General features: G+C 71.0%; 21 protein-coding genes. 15 read left to right on the forward strand and 6 right to left on the reverse strand.

All coding sequences use genetic code 11. The annotated features are described in order from the left end of the window. Nucleotides 1–67 precede the first annotated feature (67 nt). Nucleotides 68–1,426, reverse strand: coding sequence for a hypothetical protein (locus ACIBST_RS46120; RefSeq protein ID WP_397179803.1), 1,359 nt, complete (start codon nucleotides 1,424–1,426; stop codon nucleotides 68–70). Between the two features lie 277 nt (nucleotides 1,427–1,703). Beyond that, nucleotides 1,704–2,912, reverse strand: a complete 1,209-nt coding sequence (locus ACIBST_RS46125; RefSeq protein ID WP_352352337.1) for an NADP-dependent malic enzyme — start codon at nucleotides 2,910–2,912, stop codon at nucleotides 1,704–1,706. 263 nt (nucleotides 2,913–3,175) lie between these two features. On the opposite strand from ACIBST_RS46125, the gene ACIBST_RS46130 reads away from it, so the two are divergent. The 4 genes from ACIBST_RS46130 to ACIBST_RS46145 are packed head-to-tail and all read left to right on the forward strand — an operon-like array spanning nucleotide 3,176 to nucleotide 6,088. Beyond that, nucleotides 3,176–4,033, forward strand: coding sequence for an ABC transporter substrate-binding protein (locus tag ACIBST_RS46130; protein ID WP_364391396.1), 858 nt, complete (start codon nucleotides 3,176–3,178; stop codon nucleotides 4,031–4,033). A gap of 3 nt (nucleotides 4,034–4,036) precedes the next feature. Continuing rightward, on the forward strand, nucleotides 4,037–4,864 hold the full coding sequence (locus ACIBST_RS46135; RefSeq protein ID WP_397179804.1) for an amino acid ABC transporter permease: 828 nt from the start codon (nucleotides 4,037–4,039) through the stop codon (nucleotides 4,862–4,864). Continuing rightward, nucleotides 4,861–5,604, forward strand: a complete 744-nt coding sequence (locus ACIBST_RS46140; protein WP_397179805.1) for an amino acid ABC transporter ATP-binding protein — start codon at nucleotides 4,861–4,863, stop codon at nucleotides 5,602–5,604. Before ACIBST_RS46135 ends, ACIBST_RS46140 begins: the two co-directional genes overlap by 4 nt. 55 nt (nucleotides 5,605–5,659) lie before the next feature. Continuing rightward, nucleotides 5,660–6,088 carry a CGNR zinc finger domain-containing protein gene (locus ACIBST_RS46145; RefSeq protein WP_397179806.1) on the forward strand — a complete coding sequence of 143 codons (429 nt, stop codon included), beginning with the start codon at nucleotides 5,660–5,662 and terminating at the stop codon, nucleotides 6,086–6,088. Between the two features lie 16 nt (nucleotides 6,089–6,104). Here ACIBST_RS46145 and ACIBST_RS46150 read toward each other — a convergent pair whose 3' ends face one another. Next, a complete protein-coding gene (locus ACIBST_RS46150) occupies nucleotides 6,105–6,398 on the reverse strand; it encodes a S24 family peptidase (protein ID WP_352331378.1) in 294 nt (97 codons plus the stop codon). A gap of 89 nt (nucleotides 6,399–6,487) precedes the next feature. Here ACIBST_RS46150 and sodN point away from each other — a divergent pair, with 89 nt between their 5' ends. The 3 genes from sodN (at nucleotide 6,488) to ACIBST_RS46165 (ending at nucleotide 8,238) form a co-directional block, all read left to right on the forward strand. Next, nucleotides 6,488–6,889: a superoxide dismutase, Ni gene (gene sodN, locus ACIBST_RS46155; RefSeq protein ID WP_352331376.1), complete on the forward strand. Its 402-nt coding sequence runs from the start codon at nucleotides 6,488–6,490 to the stop codon at nucleotides 6,887–6,889. 126 nt (nucleotides 6,890–7,015) lie between these two features. Next, nucleotides 7,016–7,441: an anti-sigma factor gene (locus ACIBST_RS46160; RefSeq protein WP_352352342.1), complete on the forward strand. Its 426-nt coding sequence runs from the start codon at nucleotides 7,016–7,018 to the stop codon at nucleotides 7,439–7,441. Nucleotides 7,442–7,458: 17 nt separating this feature from the next. Beyond that, nucleotides 7,459–8,238 carry an RNA polymerase sigma factor SigF gene (locus tag ACIBST_RS46165; protein WP_352322896.1) on the forward strand — a complete coding sequence of 260 codons (780 nt, stop codon included), beginning with the start codon at nucleotides 7,459–7,461 and terminating at the stop codon, nucleotides 8,236–8,238. Here the strand turns inward: ACIBST_RS46165 and ACIBST_RS46170 are convergent. Next, on the reverse strand, nucleotides 8,235–8,618 hold the full coding sequence (locus ACIBST_RS46170; protein WP_397179807.1) for a hypothetical protein: 384 nt from the start codon (nucleotides 8,616–8,618) through the stop codon (nucleotides 8,235–8,237). The two genes, ACIBST_RS46165 and ACIBST_RS46170, sit on opposite strands and share 4 nt — an antisense overlap. A gap of 89 nt (nucleotides 8,619–8,707) precedes the next feature. Here ACIBST_RS46170 and ACIBST_RS46175 point away from each other — a divergent pair, with 89 nt between their 5' ends. Together ACIBST_RS46175 and ACIBST_RS46180 are read left to right on the forward strand one after the other, a co-directional pair. Then, nucleotides 8,708–9,673 (forward strand): diacylglycerol/lipid kinase family protein, encoded by a 966-nt coding sequence (locus ACIBST_RS46175; protein ID WP_397179808.1) that lies wholly within the window; start codon nucleotides 8,708–8,710, stop codon nucleotides 9,671–9,673. 275 nt (nucleotides 9,674–9,948) lie between these two features. Next, nucleotides 9,949–10,203, forward strand: coding sequence for a WhiB family transcriptional regulator (locus ACIBST_RS46180; protein ID WP_113705541.1), 255 nt, complete (start codon nucleotides 9,949–9,951; stop codon nucleotides 10,201–10,203). A 184-nt stretch (nucleotides 10,204–10,387) separates the two neighbouring features. Here the strand turns inward: ACIBST_RS46180 and ACIBST_RS46185 are convergent, their stop codons facing one another. Further along, on the reverse strand, nucleotides 10,388–11,857 hold the full coding sequence (locus tag ACIBST_RS46185; RefSeq protein WP_357985039.1) for a histidine kinase N-terminal domain-containing protein: 1,470 nt from the start codon (nucleotides 11,855–11,857) through the stop codon (nucleotides 10,388–10,390). Between the two features lie 452 nt (nucleotides 11,858–12,309). Between ACIBST_RS46185 and ACIBST_RS46190 the strand changes: the two genes are divergently transcribed. Then, the gene (locus tag ACIBST_RS46190) at nucleotides 12,310–13,029 is read left to right on the forward strand and encodes a GntR family transcriptional regulator (RefSeq protein ID WP_090772855.1); all 720 of its coding nucleotides are present in this window, start codon (nucleotides 12,310–12,312) and stop codon (nucleotides 13,027–13,029) included. 35 nt (nucleotides 13,030–13,064) lie between these two features. Next, nucleotides 13,065–13,772, forward strand: coding sequence for a dethiobiotin synthase (bioD, locus tag ACIBST_RS46195; protein WP_397179809.1), 708 nt, complete (start codon nucleotides 13,065–13,067; stop codon nucleotides 13,770–13,772). Here the strand turns inward: bioD and ACIBST_RS46200 are convergent. Beyond that, nucleotides 13,769–14,344 (reverse strand): hypothetical protein, encoded by a 576-nt coding sequence (locus ACIBST_RS46200; protein WP_397179810.1) that lies wholly within the window; start codon nucleotides 14,342–14,344, stop codon nucleotides 13,769–13,771. The genes bioD and ACIBST_RS46200 overlap by 4 nt on opposite strands. Nucleotides 14,345–14,479: 135 nt before the next feature. Here ACIBST_RS46200 and ACIBST_RS46205 point away from each other — a divergent pair, with 135 nt between their 5' ends. The 4 genes from ACIBST_RS46205 to ACIBST_RS46220 all read left to right on the forward strand — a co-directional run bounded on the left by ACIBST_RS46205 (nucleotide 14,480) and on the right by ACIBST_RS46220 (nucleotide 18,795). Then, nucleotides 14,480–15,640 (forward strand): histidine kinase, encoded by a 1,161-nt coding sequence (locus tag ACIBST_RS46205; RefSeq protein WP_397179811.1) that lies wholly within the window; start codon nucleotides 14,480–14,482, stop codon nucleotides 15,638–15,640. After that, nucleotides 15,631–16,284 carry a response regulator gene (locus tag ACIBST_RS46210; protein WP_397179812.1) on the forward strand — a complete coding sequence of 218 codons (654 nt, stop codon included), beginning with the start codon at nucleotides 15,631–15,633 and terminating at the stop codon, nucleotides 16,282–16,284. The genes ACIBST_RS46205 and ACIBST_RS46210 overlap by 10 nt, the downstream gene beginning before the upstream one ends. Continuing rightward, nucleotides 16,281–17,057, forward strand: coding sequence for a DUF4097 family beta strand repeat-containing protein (locus ACIBST_RS46215; RefSeq protein WP_397179813.1), 777 nt, complete (start codon nucleotides 16,281–16,283; stop codon nucleotides 17,055–17,057). Before ACIBST_RS46210 ends, ACIBST_RS46215 begins: the two co-directional genes overlap by 4 nt. 91 nt (nucleotides 17,058–17,148) lie before the next feature. Then, the gene (locus ACIBST_RS46220; protein ID WP_397179814.1) at nucleotides 17,149–18,795 is read left to right on the forward strand and encodes an acetolactate synthase; all 1,647 of its coding nucleotides are present in this window, start codon (nucleotides 17,149–17,151) and stop codon (nucleotides 18,793–18,795) included. Nucleotides 18,796–18,798 lie beyond the last annotated feature (3 nt).

Consider the following 18,798-nt stretch of genomic DNA (forward strand, 5'->3'; position numbering starts at 1 on the left):
CGGAAACCACCCGCAAACCACCCGGAAACCGGCCCCGGAAGCCACCCCGGAACCGGTCCCGGAGCCGTCACACGGACGTGAGCTCGCGCGTACGCTCCCGCAACGCCATCACGGCCCGCTCGTTCTTGTACGGCTCCAACCGCCGCCGCAGGTCCGCCGCGTACGACCGGGACCGCGCCGACTGCAGCTCCCCCGCCAGCGCCAGCGCGTTGCCCGCCGCCTGGCAGGCCTCCTCCAGCTCGCCGCTCTCCAGCAGCCCGGCCGCCAGCAGGGACAGGTTGAACATCCGCCCCCGCACGTACCGGGTGTCCATGTCGAGGGAGCGCCGCGCCAGCCGCACCGTGCGCTCGCCCTCCCCCAGGTCGCGGAAGCAGTGGGCGAACTTGGCCGACAGGTAGGCCTCGTCGAAGTAGCTGAGCCAGCGCGGCTCCTCGGTGGGCCTGCGGGCGTCGAAGGCCAGCTCGGCCTGGTGCAGGGAGGCCCCGCAGGATCTGGGGTCGCCGAGGCCCGCGTGCGCGTGGGCCTCCAGGACCTGCGCGGAGGCCAGCAGGGTCTGGACGCCGGCCCGCCGGGCCGCGAGCTGGGCGGCCCTGGCCAGGTCGAGGGCGTGGGCCGGCTGGCCCATGTAGATCGCCTGGTGGGCCATGCCGGCCAGGATCTCGCCGCCCAGGGTGTGGTCGTCGGCGCCCCTGGCCAGGCGGAGGGCCTGGATGAGGTAGCGCTGGGCCAGGCCGTGCTGCTCCATGTCGTAGGCCATCCAGCCGGCCAGGCGGGTCAGCTCGGCGGCCGCGACGGCCAGTTGCTTGCCGGTGGACTCCCCGTAGCTGCCGTCTTTCAGCAGGGGGGAGACGGCGGTGTCGAGGTACTTCACGACGGACGAGCGCACCCGGCCGCTGCCGAAGCGGTTGTCGAGCTCGCCGAAGGACCGGGTCACCTCGTGGATCGCGGCGATGTCGGCCCTGCCCACCCGGCGCGCCCCGGTGCCGCTGGGACGCCCTTCTGGAGGCGCCGTCAGCCAGCGGATGGCTCCGACGGATCCTGCGCCGATCGCGAAGGTGGAGTCGATCAGAAACCTCCGCCTCTCCACGTCGGCCCGCCACAACGCCGTCACGGTCGCGACCCCCTCCTGCCACGTGTGGGTGAACTCCTGACCGAGATCGAGGGGCGTGACGTTGGTCGGCATGCCCAGGTCCTCCGAGCTCACCGGGCGGCCGAGCCGCAGCGCGAATATCTCCGTGAGCAGGCACGGGACGGGATCCCGTGGCTTCTGACCCCCGATCCACCGCAGCACAGAGCTGTGGTCGTACTTCAGACCCGGGGTGCCGCGCGCGGCTCCCAGGTCGTTGAGGCGCCTGGCCAATCCCTTGTGGGAGAAACCCGCCTCCGCGATGAGCTGCTGGAGCAGTCGGTTAGGCTCGCGTTCCATCGCTCTCCTCGTCACAGGAGTCGGCGCCCACATCCTTACAGAGAGCTATTTTTATAGCACGTTGCGTAAAGGGTTTTCGACAGTTCCCAAAGGTCACGCGAACTCCATCGCAATCCCTTCGCCAGTCCTGCTCGGGCTCAGGATCTGGAACCGGCTCACCTGGACGGGGAACTCACCTACCCATGCGGCGGGCGGGAAACCGCAATGCCCTCTGACCTGGGCGGAAGCGGGAGAACGAGCGAGCGGGGGCCGACCGGCCCCCGCTCGTGACGGTGGATCAGGCGCGCGCGACGCCGTCGGCGCGGGCCTGGGCGGCCACGGCGGCGGTCACCGCGGGGGCCACCCGCCGGTCGAACGGGCTCGGGATGACGTACGTGGCCGAGAGGTCGTCGCCGACGACGGCGGCCAGCGCCTCGGCGGCGGCCACCTTCATGTTCTCGGTGATCGTCGTGGCCCGCACGTCGAGGGCGCCGCGGAAGACCCCCGGGAAGGCCAGGACGTTGTTGATCTGGTTGGGGAAGTCGGAGCGCCCGGTGGCGACCACCCTGGCGTGCCTGGCGGCCACCTCGGGATGGACCTCCGGGGTGGGGTTGGACAGCGCGAAGACGATGGCGTCTGGCGCCATGGACGCGATGGCCGCCTCGGAGACGGTCGAGCCGGACAGCCCGAGGAAGACGTCGGCGCCGGCCAGGGCCTCCTCGGTGGAGCCGGTGTGGCCGGCCCGGTTGGTCTCGCGGGCCAGGGCCTCCTTGACCGGGTTGAGCCCTTCGCGGCCCTCGTAGATCATGCCCTTGGAGTCGGCGACCGCGATGTCGCCGATGCCGGCGCCCAGCAGGATGCGGGTGACGGCGACGCCGGACGCGCCCGCGCCGGCCACGACGGCCCGCAGGTCGCCGAGCGCGCGGCCGGTCAGGCGGGCGGCGTTGCGCAGGGCGGCCAGGGCGACGATGGCGGTGCCGTGCTGGTCGTCGTGGAAGACGGGGATGTCGAGCAGGTCGCGCAGCCGGTCCTCGACCTCGAAGCAGCGCGGGGCGCTGATGTCCTCCAGGTTGACGCCGCCGAACGACGGCGCGAGGCGCACGACGGTCTCGACGAGCGCGTCGACGTCGGTGCAGTCGAGGCAGATCGGGACGGCGTCGACGTTGCCGAACTCCTTGAACAGCAGCGCCTTGCCCTCCATGACCGGCATGGCGGCCGACGGCCCGATGTCGCCCAGGCCGAGCACGGCGGTGCCGTCGGTGACGACGGCGACCACGTTGGAGACCCAGGTGTAGTCGTTGACCAGCGAAGGCGTCTCGGCGATGGCGGTGCAGACCCGGGCGACGCCGGGCGTGTAGGCGAGCGACAGGTCGTCGGCGTCGCGGACGGGAATGGTCGAGCGGACCTCCAGCTTGCCCCCGCGGTGGAGCGCGAAGGCCGGATCGAGGTCGAGCGGTTCGACGGAAGCAGAAGCGGGCGTGGCAGACACAGCGACCCCTGTATTCATCGGAGCGGAAGAGACCTTCGGCGTACGAGCGCGAGTGGGCTGGCTTCGGTAGCTGCCAAGCTCCCCCTCGTCGGTCGTCTCTGAGGGGTTACGGGGGTCACCCGTCTCCCCATAGTGCCACATGGTGAGATGGTCGATGGTGTCGGAGCCGACGCCGTTCCGTTGACGCATTGTTAAACGCGGGATGACGGACCGCAGCTAAACCCCATTTAAACTGCACAAAACGCAAGTTACGTGGCATAACTCTTTCGAGGAGGCCGTACATGGCCCTCAGCCCCAAGGGCCGCCGTGGCTACGCTGTCGGCGCGCTCGCCCTGACCGCCGCTCTCGCCCTCAGCGCCTGTGGCAGCGACACCGGAGGCTCCTCCGGCAGCACGACCGGCGCGAGCGCCTCCGCGGCCGGCGGCGTGAAGCTCGTCCAGCCCGGCAAGCTCACGGTCTGCACGAACATCCCGTACGAGCCGTTCCAGTTCAAGGACGACAGCGGCAAGATCGTCGGGTTCGACGTGGACATCGTCGACCTCGCCGCCAAGAAGCTCGGCGTGACCCAGAACATCGTGGACATCGACTTCGCGGTGATCAAGAGTGGCGCCGCCATGGCCGCGGGCAAGTGCGACGTGGCCGCCGCCGGCATGACGATCACCGACGAGCGCAAGCAGAACATCGACTTCTCCGAGCCCTACTTCGACGCCACCCAGGCGCTGCTGGCCAAGAAGGGCTCGGGCGCCAAGTCCCTTGAGGACGTCAAGGCCAAGAACCTCAAGCTGGGCGCGCAGGCCAGCACGACGGGCCTCGACTACGTCAAGAAGCAGGGCTTCAACCCCACCGAGTACGCCGACTCGGCCAAGGAGCTGCTGGCCCTGCAGGCCGGGCAGGCCGACGTGATCGTCCAGGACCTTCCCGTGGTGCTGACCTGGCTGAAGAAGCCCGAGATCGCCGAGAAGTTCGAGCTGATCGCCAGCCTGGACACCGGCGAGCAGTACGGCATCGGCCTGAAGAAGGGCGCCGACCCGACCCTGCTCAAGACGATCAACGAAGAGATCACCAAGGCCAAGCAGGACGGCAACTACGAGAAGATCTACGTGAAGTGGTTCGGCAAGAAGCCCGGCGAGCTGGGCTGATCCATGGCCGACCAGCCGAAGATCGCTGAGCCCGGCCGTACCGGGCTCAGCCCTCGGAAGAAACAGCGGATCACGCGGGCCGTCCAGTACGTCGTGCTGGCCGCCGCGCTCGTCGCTGTCGTCCTGTACGCCGACTGGGCCAGCCTCGCCCAGAACTTCGCCAAGGTCGACGTGGCCAAGCAGGCCCTGCCCGACCTGTTCACGATCGCGCTGCGCAACACGATCATCTACACGGTGGGCGGTTTCGTCTTCTCGTTCGTGCTCGGGCTGCTGCTCGCGCTCATGCGGTTGTCGCAGGTGCGGCCGTACCGGTGGATCGCGACCATCTACATCGAGATCTTCCGCGGCCTGCCAGCGCTGCTCATCTTCCTGATGATCACCTTCCTGCCGCTGGCGCTGCCCGGGTTCGAGGTGCCGTTCGGCACGTACGGACAGGGCATCCTGGGCCTCGGCCTGGTCGGCGCCGCCTACCAGGCGGAGGTCTTCCGGGCGGGCCTGCAGGCGGTCCCCAAGGGCCAGACGGAGGCCGCCAGGTCGCTCGGCATGTCCGCGACCAGGGCGCAGGTGACGGTGGTCATCCCGCAGGCCATCCGCATGGTCATCCCGCCGACCACCAACCAGTTCGTGTCCCTGCTCAAGGACTCGTCGCTGGTGCTGTTCCTGGGCGTCTCCGGCGAGTACGTCGAGCTGGCCAAGTTCGGCAACGACCTGGCCTCCCAGTACGCCAACGCCACGCCCATCATGGTCGCCGGCGTGACGTACCTGATCGTCACGATCCCGCTGGGCTACCTCGCGTCCCGGCTTGAGGGGCGTAAGCGGAGGAGCCAATGACGCACGCCATCGAGCTACGAGAGCTGCACAAGTACTTCGGCAGGAACGAAGTGCTCAAGGGCATCGACATGACGGTCGAGCCGGGCCAGGTGGTGTGCGTCATCGGGCCGTCCGGCTCGGGCAAGTCCACGCTGCTGCGCTGCGTGAACCTGCTGGAGGAGCCCACCAAGGGCAAGGTGTTCGTGCAGGGCGTGGAGGTGACCGACCCCGACGTGGACATCGACGCCGTACGACGCCGCATCGGGATGGTCTTCCAGCAGTTCAACCTGTTCCCGCACATGACCGCGCTGCAGAACGTCATGATCGCCCAGCAGCGCGTGCTGAAGCGCGGCAGGCGGGAGGCCGAGGTCGTGGCCCGGGAGAACCTGGAGAAGGTGGGCGTCGGCGCCAAGTGCGACTCCTACCCCACCCAGCTCTCCGGCGGGCAGCAGCAGCGGGTGGCCATCGCCAGGGCGCTGGCCATGAACCCCGACCTGATGCTGTTCGACGAGCCCACCTCCGCGCTCGACCCGGAGCTGGTCGGCGACGTGCTCACGGTCATGCGCAAGCTGGCCGAGGAGGGCATGACCATGCTCGTGGTCACCCACGAGATGGGCTTCGCCCGCCAGGTGGCCGACCGGGTGGTCTTCATGGACGGCGGCGTCGTCGTCGAGGACGGCGAGCCCGCCCAGGTGATCGGCGATCCGCAGCAGGAGCGCACCCGCGCGTTCCTGCACCGGGTGCTGCACCCGGAGGAGTGAGCCGTGCGGGCCCCCGGAGGCGCCGGGGGCCCGGCGACTCGTGTAATACTCCCGCATGGACCTGACCTCTTACGCAGAGTGGGCGGTCCGCCTGATCAACGATCCCGCCCCTCCCCCTGAGCTCACCGCCCTGCGCGCCGAGCTGGCCGCCGTGTTCGACGTCGCGGGCGACGCGCACGCCGTCGCCGAGCGCCTCAACGCCCTGCTCGTGCGCTATCCGGTGCACCCGCGGCTGTCGGACCACGACGGCCAGGGCTGGCACCTCCACCTGGCCGAGGACTCCGCCGCCAGCGCGGTGATGGGCCTGGCGGCCGTCGTCGCCGAGGTGGGCGCCGACCGGCTGGGCCGCTGCCACGAGCCGCGCTGCGCCCGCGCCTTCCTCGACACCTCCTCCAACCGCTCCCGCCGCTACTGCTCCCCCCGCTGCGCCACGCGCGCCAACGTGGCGGCCTACCGGCGCCGCAGGAGCGCCCAGGAGGGCTGAGGGGGCGTCGGCGTGGTCATCTGCGGCGTACCAGCGGCCAGTAACGCAGCACGACGCGCCCGACGATCTCCTCGACCGGCCCGAAGTCCCAGCTGTCGCGGCGGCCGCCGGCGCGCTGGTTGTCGCTCTCCAGCCACCAGCCGCCCTCGCCGTGCCACTGGGCGCGTTTCACGATGAGCTGATCGGGGTCGCCGGGCAGCCGGGCCACGACGAGGTCACCCGGATGGACGGCGGCTCCCCGGCGGACCAGGAGCCAGTCGCCGGGGACCAGCGCCGGACGCATCGAATCGCCCTCGACACGCACTCTCATGGGCAGAGACCCCCTACTCCACAGGCGTTGGGACCCGAGTAAGGTCGGTTGTGGACCAAGCTGATTCAGCATCAAGGAAGGACTTTCTGATGCTCGCACGACTGCTACGACCCAAGCATGTCGCTTCTGCCCACTGCGACCTGCCCTGTGGGGTCTACGACCCCGCCCAGGCCCGGATCGAGGCCGAGTCGGTCAAGGCGATCATGGAGAAGTACGAGGCCAGCGACGACCCGGTCTTCCGCACCCGCGCGCTCATCATCAAGGAGCAGCGGGCCGAGCTGGTCAAGCACCACCTGTGGGTGCTCTGGACCGACTACTTCAAGCCGCCGCACCTGGAGCAGTACCCCCAGCTGCACCAGCTCTTCTGGGAGGCCACCAAGCTGGCCGGCGCCGCGGCCGCCAAGGGCACCGTCGACGGCGGCAAGGCCGACGAGCTCCTGGCCAAGATCGACGAGATCTCCAAGATCTTCTGGGAGACCAAGGCCGCCTAAACGGCATAAAAGGCTCTGTGCGGTCCAGACCGCACAGAGCCTTTTCCGTTGATGGCGAGTCTGAATCCGCCAAGGACCTCCCGGGGGCGGTAAGTTGCAGTTGGCGTCGGAAACGCGAGGAGGAACGTGACCGAGGAAACCGAGACGCGTGCGGAGGGTGTAGCGGGCATCCGCGACGTGGTGAGCATCAGGCTCCCCGCCGCGAGTGCTTACCTGTCGGTGCTGCGCACGGCCACCGCCGGCCTGGCCGCCCGGCTTGACTTCACCCTGGACGAGATCGAAGATCTGCGCATCGCGGTCGACGAGGCGTGCGCCATGTTGCTGAGCGAGGCGGTTCCGGGCACCGACCTGACCGCCGAGTTCGAGCTGACCGGCGACGTGATGAAGGTCAGCGTCGAGGTGGCCACCGTCGGCAGCTCCGCCCCCAAGCGCGACGACTTCGCCTGGATGGTGCTGACCGCCCTGGCCGACGACGTCGACGCCGTGACCGACTCCCCCGACCGCATGGCGATCGTCCTGCGTAAGCGCCGAGGCGCAGCGAGGCCGGCGTGACGGAAAGGACTGGAGCCATGGCCACCAGCGAACACGCCGTGCCCGACAGGGTTCGCGCCCGCTTGCTCTTCGCCGAGCTGGCCGAGCTGGGTCCCGAGGAACCGCGACGCCAGCGCATCAGGGACGAGCTGGTCGAGCTTCACCTTCCGCTGGTCGAATACCTGGCCCGCCGCTTCCGCAACCGCGGCGAGTGGCTCGACGACCTCACCCAGGTCGCCACGATCGGGCTGATCAAGTCGATCGACCGGTTCGATCTCAAGCGCGGGGTGGAGTTCTCCACCTACGCCACGCCCACCATCGTCGGCGAGATCAAGCGGCACTTCCGCGACAAGGGCTGGGCGGTCCGGGTGCCGCGCCGCCTGCAGGAGCTGAAGCTCTCGCTGACGAAGGCGATCAGCGACCTGTCGCAGCGCGAGGGCCGCGCGCCCACGGTCGCCGAGCTGGCCTCCTACCTCAAGATGACCGAGGAGGAAGTGCTGGAGGGCCTGGAGTCGGCCAACGCCTACTCCACGGTGTCCCTCGACGCGCCCGACTCCGGCGACGACGACGCCCCCGCGGTGTCCGACTCGCTGGGCATCGTCGACGAGTCGCTGGAGGGCGTCGAGTACCGCGAGTCGCTCAAGCCGCTGCTCGAACGGCTGCCGCCGCGTGAGAAGCGCATCCTGCTGCTGCGGTTCTTCGGGAACATGACGCAGTCGCAGATCGCGACCGAGCTGGGCATCTCGCAGATGCACGTGTCCCGGTTGCTGGCCCGTACCCTCGCCCAGTTGCGCGAGGGGCTGACCGCGGAGGACTAACCGTCCCCGTAGAGAGCATGGGTGGTGGGGGGCGCGAGCAGCGCCACCAGCCCGGTCAGGGCGACCACGATCAGCGGCACGCCGATCAGTGGCTGGTCCGACTGGATGAGCGTGACCCCGACGGGCAGCAGGAAGATCTGTGCCAGCACGCCCGGCGACCTCCCCCACCGCTCTGCCCGCAGCAGGCCGCCCCAGGCGACCCAGAGCAGCCCGGCCCCGATCAGCAGCCCGAAGGCCGACTCCGCGATGGCCGTGGTGAGACTGTCAGGTGTGCTCACCACCGACTCCACCGCGACGTAGATCCCGAGCCCGAGCGCGATGAGCCCCTCCAGGGCCACGACGACGGCGGCGACGAGCAAACTCCACGGACGCTTCGACACAGCTGAACCCTATCCGCCCCCGGGTCCGGTCCGGCCGGGGATGTTCCCCCACCCCGAGCGGGTCGGCGATCAGCGACTACGCTGGCGATATGCGCGCAATGTTGCTGGTCAATCCCAAGGCCACCACCACCAACGCCCGCACGAGGGACGTGTTGATCCGCGCGCTGGGCGCGGCCGTGGAGCTGTCGGTGGAGGAGACCGGCTACCGGGGGCACGCCGCGACGCTGGCGGCCACGGCCCGCGCCAAGGGCTTCGACGTGGTCGCGGTGCTCGGCGGCGACGGCACGATCAACGAGACGGTCAACGGCCTGCTCAACCCGGTCAACGGCCACGACGTCCCGCCGGCCGACGATCCGAGCTCGGGCCGTCCCGGCCTCATCGTGATCCCCGGCGGCAGCGCGAACGTGTTCGCCCGCTCCCTCGGCCTGCCGAACGACCCGGTCGAGGCCACCGGCGCGGTCCTGGAGGCGCTGAGAGAGGACCGCCGCCGGACCGTGGGCCTGGGTCACGCGCTCTGGGAGGGAGAGAGCCGGTACTTCACGTTCTGCGCGGGCATGGGGTACGACGCCGAGGTCGTACGGGCCGTGGAGGGCCTGCGGGGCACGGGGCGCAAGGCAACTCCCGCCCGGTATGTGAACACGGCTCTGCGGCACTATCTGGCCACGGACAAACGGCACGCGCCGATGACCCTGACCGGGCCGGGCATCCCGGCCGCCGAGGGCGTGTTCATGGCGATCATCTCCAACACCTCGCCGTGGACGTACCTGGGGGCCAAGCCGGTGACGCCGACGCCGTGGGCGAGCTTCGAGACCGGGCTCGACCTGCTCGGGCTGCGGCGGATGGGGCCCGTCCAGATCGCCGGGCTGATCCGGCAGATCCTCACGGAGAGTGACGCCGTCCCGTCCGGGAAACACCTCGTCCAGTTGCACGACGAGGCCGAGTTCACCCTCGCCGCCGACCGTCCCGTGGCCTTCCAGCTGGACGGGGACTACCTGGGCGAACGCGAATCCGTAACGTTCCGGTCTACCCCGAACGCGTTACAAGTTCTGGTCTAGCTGGTTACATTCGGTCATTGTGTGACGCATCCGACATCCATAACCGCCAAAACTTCGCCCCAACCCCCTTGCGTGCACTCTCCGTGGCTGGAAGGCTCAAGACTGACGTCGGAACGTAGGACCTTTAACAACCCCAAGGCCCTCCGGTCGTCAGGCGGACAACCCCGGTCCAACACCTGGATCCGGGTAATTGTTCGCGCGAGTTAGTGAAACTCTTCACAAAGTAGTAGCCGCACGGAGCCGACCAAAGGTTCCATCTACTAAGGAGTGGACGCATGGACTGGCGCCACCGAGCTGCCTGCCGTGACGTGGACCCCGAGCTGTTCTTCCCGATCGGCAACACCGGCCCTGCCCTGATGCAGATCGAAGAGGCCAAGCAGGTCTGCCGGTCCTGCCCGGCCGTCGACGCCTGCCTGAAGTGGGCGCTGGAGTCCGGACAGGACGCCGGCGTCTGGGGCGGCCTGAGCGAGGACGAGCGCCGCGCACTCAAGCGCCGCACCGCCCGCGCCCGCGCCCGCGCCTCCGCCTGATCTGCCCCCTGATCCATCTCGCCTGATCTGTTCACCTCCGCTCGACCCTGCCTTCCCCGCAGGAGCCGCCCAGCTTGGCGTGATCGACGTTTCCGCCAAGACCCCGCCGCGTCGCGCACGCGGCGGCCAGGCTCGCACGGACCGGGCGCCGCCCTCGAAGACGGTCGCCCGGCCCGGCGGACTCTCAGGCGGACGGCAACGGGATCGACAACCCGACGTGCGTGCCGCCGCCCTCCCGCGGCTCGATCGTGAGCTTGCCCGACAGCTCCCCCTCCACCAGCGTGCGGACGATCTGCAGCCCCAGACTGGTGGACTTGTCGAGGTCGAAGTCGGCGGGAAGGCCGCGCCCGTCGTCCCAGACGGTGACGTTCAGCCGGTCGGGGGCGGGCTCGACCAGCACCTCCATCCGCTTGGGGCGCCCGTGCTGCAACGCGTTCTGCAACAGCTCGGTCAGCGCCATGGCCAGCGGCGTGGCGATGAGCGAGGGCAGCACGCCGAACGCGCCCACCCGGCGCGGCGTGACCGCCGCCTCGGCCGCCGACACCTCGCCCGCCATCGCGATCACCCGGTCGGCGATCTCGTCGAAGTCGACGAACTCCTCCGGCGCGTGCGACAGCGTCTCGTGCACGATGGCGATCGAGCCGACGCGGCGCACGGCCTCCTCCAGCGCCTCGCGGCCCTCGGGCACCTGGAGCCGCCGCGCCTGGAGCCGCAGCAGCGCGGCGACCGTCTGGAGGTTGTTCTTCACGCGGTGGTGGATCTCGCGGATCGTGGCGTCCTTGGTCATCAGCTCGCGCTCGCGCCGCCGCAGCTCGGTGACGTCCCTTATGAGGACGAGCGCGCCGATGCGGCCGCCGCCGACGATCAGCGGGATGGCTCTGAGCTGCACGATCGTGCCGCCCGACTCGACCTCGGTCTCCTTGGCCGCGCGCCCGCTGGCCACGATCATCAGGTCTTCGTTGATCGGCTCGTCGGAGTAGCACAGCGTCGCCGTCACCCGGCCCAGCTCGGCGCCGACCAGGTCGGCGTGCAGGCCCAGCCGCCGGTAGGCCGACAACGCGTTGGGCGAGGCGTAGGTGACCCGTCCGGCCCGGTCGAGCCGCAGCAGGCCGTCGCCGACGCGCGGCGAGCGGACCAGGATCGGCTCCTCCCCCGAGAACGGGAAGCGCCCCTCGGCGACCATCTGCGCCAGGTCGGAGGCGCTCTGCAGGTAGGTCAGCTCCAGCCGGGACGGCGTGCGGGCCGAGGACAGGTTCGTGGAGCGCTGGATCACCCCGAGGAAGCGGCCCTCGCCGTTGTCGACCGCCCGGCGCACCGGGATCGTCTCCTCGCGCACCGGGACGCCCGTGGACCAGTCGGGATCGCCCTCGCGGCAGATGCGGCGCTCGTTCCAGGCGGTGTCGATGAGGTGGCGCTCGCCCTTGGCGGCCACGCTGCCGACGATGTCGTCGTGGTAGACGGTGGGGCCGGTGGTGGGGCGCATCTGGGCGATGGCGATCCAGCCGTTCTCACCGAGCAGCGGCGCCCACAGGATGAGGTCGGCGAAGGACAGGTCGGCCAGCAGCTGCCAGTCGGAGACCAGCGAGTGCAGCCAGTCGAGGTCCGCCTCGTCGAGTGCGGTGTGGCGGGCGACGAGGTCGCTGAGAGTCGGCACGAGTGCATCATGCGTGCTTTCGCCGCCAACAGCCAAACCGACCCCCTGATCGAATGCGCAGCTCCCGGCCAGGAAGGACGCGGCACGGGTGCGTCGCCGTGCACCCGGCGCCTCTTTCGGGGAATCTCGTACTGTGAGAACCGTCACACGGCGGGATCGCTCGATCCCCATGACGGCGCTTCACGGGCATTGCCGGAGGTGATCGACACGGGCGGGTGGCTCCTCGACGACGCGGGCCTGACACCGGCCTCGGTTGCGATCGCGCACGCAGCTGTGGATATCCTTCACAATCAGTCTGAGCTGCCCGGATTCGCGCGTACTTGGCGGTGTGCGCGCTCCGTGCGGATATGCCGTCCTCCCAGGTGGTTGACCGCTCGGGCCGATATGAGTTCCGATGATCTCGCGGTGATCAGACACGCCCTCACCGCCGTGCCAGAAGTGAAGGTGAGAGCGTGACCGACGACGGCCCCCGCGTTCCCAAGTACTACGACGTGAAACGCAGTCTTCTGGAGCTCACCAAGAGCCTGCCCGCGGGCACCGCCCTGCCTCCCGAGCGCACGCTGGCCGTGCGGTTCGAGACCTCGCGCACCACCGTCCGCCAGGCGCTGACCGAGCTGGTCGTGGAGGGCCGGCTGCTGCGCATCCAGGGCAAGGGCACGTTCGTGGCCCAGCCGAAGGTGGCGCAGGTGCTCCAGCTCACCTCCTACATCGGCGACCTGCGCACGGCGGGCCTGGAGCCGGACACGAAGATCCTGGAGATCGGCTACATCACCGCGGACGAGGCCCTGGCGCGGCGGCTGGCCATCAACCCCGGCGGCCGGGTGCTGCGCATCCACCGGCTCCGGCTGGCCAACGGCGAGCCGGTCTCGATCGACACCACCCACCTGTCCGCCCGGCGCTTCCCCCGCCTGCGGCGGGAGCTGGAGGTGCACGCCTCCCTGTACGAGACGCTGCACAACGCCTACAACGTACGGCTCACGGACGCCGAGGAGATCATCGAGACCGTCCTCGCCACCCCGTACGACGCCAAGGCCCTCGGCGTGGACGTCGGCCTGCCGATGCTGCTGCTGACCCGCCACGCCTTCGACGCCGACGGCAACCCGGTGGAGTGGGCGCAGTCCCTCTACCGCGGCGACCGGTACAAGTTCGTCACGCGCCTGCGGCGTCCCTGACCGGGACGGCGGGCGGCGGCTTCTAGGCTGGGACGATGAGCGTTCTCGTCGTGTCCGGAACCGACTTCGGCGTGGGCAAGACCGTCGTCACGGCCGCGGTGGCCGCCCTGGCCAGGGAGCGGGGGGCGTCCGTCGCCGTGGTGAAGCCGGCGCAGACCGGCGGCGGGCACGACCTCGACGAGGTGATCCGGCTCTCCGGGGCGAGCACCACGTTCGAGCTGGCGCGTTTCGCCGAGCCGCTCTCCCCGGCCGCCGCAGCGCGGGTGGCCGGGGTGCCGCCGGTGTCGCTGACCGCCGCCGCCCGGTTCGTCGAGGAGCTGGCCGAGAGCAACCGGCTGGTCGTCGTGGAGGGCGCCGGCGGCCTGCTGGTGCGCTTCGACGAGGACGGCGCGACGATCGCCGACCTGGCCCGGCTGGTGGGCGCGCAGGTGCTGGTCGTGGCGGGGGCCGGGATCGGGGCGCTCAACCATACGGCGCTGACCCTGGAGGCGCTGGCGCACCGGGGGCTCGACCCGGCGGGCGTGGTGATCGGGCGCTGGCCGCGGGAGGCCGGGATCACCGAGCGGAGCACCGTCGCCGACCTGGAGATGCTGGCCGCGCGGCCGCTGGCGGGAGTGCTGCCCGAAGGGGCCGGGCGACTCGGCCGCGAGGCGTTCGCCCGGCTGGCGCGCGAGGGGCTGGGCGTCACGCTGGGCGGTTCCTTCGACCCGTCCGCCTTCAAGCGGCGGGTGGGGGTGCTCTAGCAGGCGGCCTCGGGCAGGCGGCAGACCTTGACGGTCATCCGGCGCGCCTGGTCGATCAGCCCCCGGAAGCCCTTGAGCGGCAGGCTCTTGGTGGGCCAGGCCGACTCGCCGGCGATGTAGAGGGCCGCGCCGCGCCTGACCGCGACCGCGTGCTCGCCGCTCTCGAAGAACCGGCCGCCGGCGCGCAGGCCGTCGTCGCCCACGGCCAGGGGCTTGGTGAAGTAGCGGCGGCGGTTGACGCCCTTGCCCACGTCGGCGCAGCGCCGCAGGTCCGCGCGCAGGACGCGCATGGCGTCCTTGGCGTGCCGGACGCTCCGGTAGACGACGAGCTGCTCGTACTTCATCTCGTCCTCGCTGGAGTACAGGACGGCCCGCGCCTCCAGCCGGCCGCCGTCCCGCCGCCGGTAGGACAGGCAGGGGTCGAGCCGGAGCGGCTGCGTGGCGGAGTTCTTGACGGTGTAGGTCTCCCACTGCCTGGCGGGCGGGTGCTTCTCCAGGGACAACATGTCGGGCGGCAACCCGCCCAGGAGCGTGGACGCGGCCGTCAGCGCGGCGACCCCTGCTGCGAACATGCGAGCCTCCTCTTGGTCTGCTGGGGAGTGAGATGTCCGGTGCGCGGCAATTGTTCGGGGGTGGGGCTAGCTCTACCGTCCACCGGCACACCAGGCCCATTTCGTGGGGGTCTGGTGGGTCAATACCTTTGACGCATGAAAGTCCCCCGTCCCTGGTCGGCGCGTGCCTGGCTCGACACGTCCCACGTGATGATCGGGCTGCCGGTCGCCGTGGTGCTCGGCGGGCTCACGCTGATGCTGGCCGTGGCCCCGCCGGTGCTGCGGCGCGGCGTCCCGGTGTTCACCCGGGTGCAGCGGTCCAGGTTCGCGGCCTTCCTCGACGTCCGCATCCCGCCGCCGGTGGCGCCGGCCGGCTGGCGCAGGGCGGCCACCTGGCGGCAGATCGCCTACCACCTGCTGTCGCCCTTCGTGGGCGCGGCGGCGGCCTTCCTCGTCGCGCTGGCGTGGGGCGGGGCCGTGGTCGGGCTGCTGTCGTTCGTGCCGCCGCGGGTGCAGGCGCCGCCGCTGGTGTTCCTCGTCGATCTGCGCGACCCGGTCGTCGTGGGGATCTCCATGGCGACCGGACTGGCGCTGCTGCTGCTCGCCCCGGTCCTGGCCAGGGGCATGGCGGCGCTGGACCTGTCGGTGGCGCGCACCCTGCTCGGGCCCAGCCGCACCGAGCTGGGACAGCGCATCGAGACGCTGACCGAGAGCCGGGCCGGCGTGATCGACGCCGCCGACGCCGAGCGCCGCAGGATCGAGCGCGACCTGCACGACGGCGCCCAGCAGCGCCTGGTCTCGCTCGCCATGAACCTCGGCCTGGCCAGGGCCACCCTCACCGACCTGCCCGAGCCCGCCCGCGAGGCGATCGAGCGGGCCCACGAGGAGGCCAAGCAGGCGCTCAAGGAGCTGCGCGACTTCGTCCGCGGCCTGCATCCGGCCGTGCTCAACGACCAGGGGCTCGACGCGGCGCTGTCCGGCGTCGCGGCCCGCGCCCCGCTCCCCGTACGCCTGCGCGTCGACATCGACCGGCGCGCCTCCCCGACCATCGAGGCGGTGGCCTTCTTCATCGTGTCCGAAGCACTGACCAACATAGCCAAACACTCCGCCGCTACCAGGGCCGAGGTGACGGTCCGGCGCGAGCGCGGCCGCCTGCACGTGCTCGTCCACGACGACGGCTGCGGCGGCGCCCGGCTCGACGGCGGCACCGGCCTGCGCGGCCTGGCCCAGCGCATCGACTCCGTGGACGGGACGCTGCGCCTGTCCAGCCCGTTCGGCGGGCCGACCGCGATCGAGGTGGAACTGCCGTGCGAGTAGTGCTGGCCGAGGACTCCGTCCTGCTGCGCGAGGGGCTGATCAGGCTGCTCGACGCGTCCGGCATGCGGGTGGTGGCGGCCGTGGACGACGCCGAGGGCCTGCTGCGGGCCGTCGAGGAGCACCGGCCGGAGCTGGTGATCACCGACGTCCGGATGCCGCCCACGCACACCGACGAGGGGCTGCGCGCGGCTCTCGTGCTGCGCCGCCAGCATGCCGGCCTGGCCGTGCTGGTGCTCTCCCAGTACGTCGAGGAACGCTACGCCGCCCGCCTGCTGGCCACGGCGACCGGCGGCGTCGGCTACCTGCTCAAGGACCGGGTGGCCGACGTGGCCGAGTTCATCGACGCCCTGCGCAGGGTCGCCGGCGGCGGCACCGCCCTCGACCCCGAGGTCGTCGCCCAGCTCCTGCTGCGCGGCGACAGCGACCCGCTGGAACGGCTGACGCCCCGCGAGCACGAGGTGCTCAAGCTCATGGCCGAGGGCCGCTCGAACGCCGGCATCGGCCAGGCCCTCGTGCTCAGCGAGGGGGCGGTGGGCAAGCACATCGGCAACATCTTCACCAAGCTCGACCTGTCCCCCGCCGAGGGCGATCACCGCCGGGTCCTCGCCGTCCTGCAGTTCCTCAAGATCAGGAGCATGCCGTGAGGACCATCTGGCTGACGGCGGGGGCCGTGGCGACGGTGGCCGCCCTGCTGCTGTCCGTCCTGCTGGTCTGGAACGGGTTCGCCCGCGCCACCGCGCCGCAGGAGACGCGGGCCAGGACGGTCCCGTTCGCGCTGGACACGCTGAAGGTCACCACGGGCAGCGGCGAGGTGAACGTCGAGATCGTGCCGGGCCCCGCGGGAGAGCTGACGATCTACCGGTCAGTGGGCTGGACCTCGATCGACCGGCCGGTGATCACCGAGGACTGGAACGGCGACACCCTGCGGCTGGACATCCGGTGCGGAACCGCCTCCCGGCCGGACGGACCGGTGTGCCGGGCGGACTACACGCTGCTGGTGCCCTTCGAGACCGGCGTCGAGGCCCGGACGACCGTCGGCGACCTCGGGGTCAGCAACGTGGTCGGCGCCGTGCGGCTGACGACCGTGTCGGGGAACGTGCGGGCCGACGGGGTCACCGGCGAGGTCTGGGCCAGGTCGGGTTCCGGGTCCGTCTCCGGCCACTCGATGCTCGGCGGCCAGGCCGACGTCGAGACCGGCTCGGGCGACGTCCGGCTCGACTTCGTCAGCCCGCCCCTCGCGGTCAGGGCGGTAGCGCGGGCCACCGGAGACGTCGACCTGCGGCTACCGCCGGAGATCTACGACGTGACGACCGAGGGCCGCCGTACCGAGGTGGAGGTCGACGCGGTGAAGGGCGCGCCCCGGAAGATCGAGGCGCGGGCGCCGCTCGGCTCGGTCAGCGTCTGCTGCGGACACTGAAGCCCGGCCGGGTGCCGGGGTCGCGCCGGCGGCGGCCGGACGCGAGCCTTAAGATCTGTTTACTCTTATCACTGGTTGGTAAGTTCCCGGCATGGAGTCTGCGAAGCACGCCGGTGACGTCGCCGTCGCCGTGTCCAAGGCCTACGGCGTCGAGACCATGTTCACGCTCTCGGGAGGCCACGTCTTCCCGCTGTACGACGGCGCGGTCCACGAGGGCATGCGCATCCTCGACGTACGCCACGAACAGAGCGCGGTCTTCGCCGCCGAGGCGACGGCCCGGCTGACCAGGAAGCCCGGCCTGGCCGTGCTGACCGCCGGGCCTGGCATCACCAACGGCGTCAGCGGCATCGCGACCGCGCACTTCAACGGCTCGCCGGTGGTCGTCATGGGCGGCCGCGCGCCGCAGTCGCGCTGGGGCAGCGGCGCCCTGCAGGAGATGGACCACCCGCCGCTGCTCGGCCCGATCACCAAGCTGTCGTTCACCGCCTCCGGCGCCGACTCGGTCGGCCAGGACGTCGAGTCGGCCTTCCGCACCGCCGTCGCGCCCCAGCGCGGCCCGGTCTTCCTCGACTTCTACATGGACCACCTGTTCGCCCCCTCGCCCGCCCACGAGGTGCACACGCAGTCGCCCTCGCCGCTGGAGCCCGACCCCGACGACCTGGCCGCCATCGCCCGGCTGCTGTCGGAGGCCGAGCGTCCGGTGCTGGTCTACGGCTCCGACGTGTGGATGGACCGGGCCGAGGAGGCCGCGCGCGACTTCGCCGAGACCTGGCGGCTGCCGGTCATCCCCAACGGCCAGGGCCGCGGCATCCTGCCCGCCGGGCACGAGCTGCTCGTCACCCGCGCCCGCAGCCTGGCCTTCTCCCAGGCCGACCTGGTCGTCGTGATCGGCACCCCGCTCGACTTCCGGCTCGGCTACGGCTCATTCGGCGGCAAGAACGGCGCGCCCCTGGCCCGCGTCGTGCACATCGCCGACGCGCCCTCGCAGCTCGCCACCCACATGCAGCCCGCCGCCAAGGCCGCGGGCGACCTGTCGGTGGTGTTGTGGAGCCTCGGCGCCGCCTGCGGCGACGCGGGGGTCAAGCCCAGCTCGTACGCCTCCTGGCTGTCGACGCTGTCCGAGGCCGCCGCCGCGGCGATCGAGGACGACGCCGAGCTGCTGGCCGCCGACACCGACCCGATCCACCCCATGCGCATCTACGGCGAGCTGGGCAAGGTCCTGGCCGACGACGCCGTGGTGATCGGCGACGGCGGCGACTTCGTCTCCTACGCCGGCAAGTACGTCGAGCCCAGGCAGCCGGGCAACTGGCTCGACCCCGGCCCGTACGGGTGCCTGGGCACCGGGCTCGGCTACTCCATCGCCGCCCGCCTGGCCCGCCCGTCCTCGCAGGTCGTGCTCCTGCTCGGCGACGGCGCCGCCGGCTTCTCCCTGATGGACGTCGACACCCTCGTCCGCCACCGGCTGCCGGTCGTCATGATCTGCGGCAACAACGGCATGTGGGGCCTGGAGAAGCACCCCATGCGGTTCCTGTACGGCTACGACGTGGCCGCCGACCTCCAGCCGCAGTGCCGCTACGACCAGGTCGTCACCGCGCTGGGCGGCGGCGGCGAGCTGGTCACCAAGCCGTCGGAGATCGGGCCGGCGCTGCGCAGGGCGTTCGACTCCGGCATCCCGTACATGGTGAACATCGCCACCGACCCGCAGATCGCCTACCCCCGCAACACCACGGGCATCTGACCT

The organism is Nonomuraea sp. NPDC049684, from assembly GCF_044465345.1.
Taxonomy (GTDB): domain Bacteria; phylum Actinomycetota; class Actinomycetes; order Streptosporangiales; family Streptosporangiaceae; genus Nonomuraea.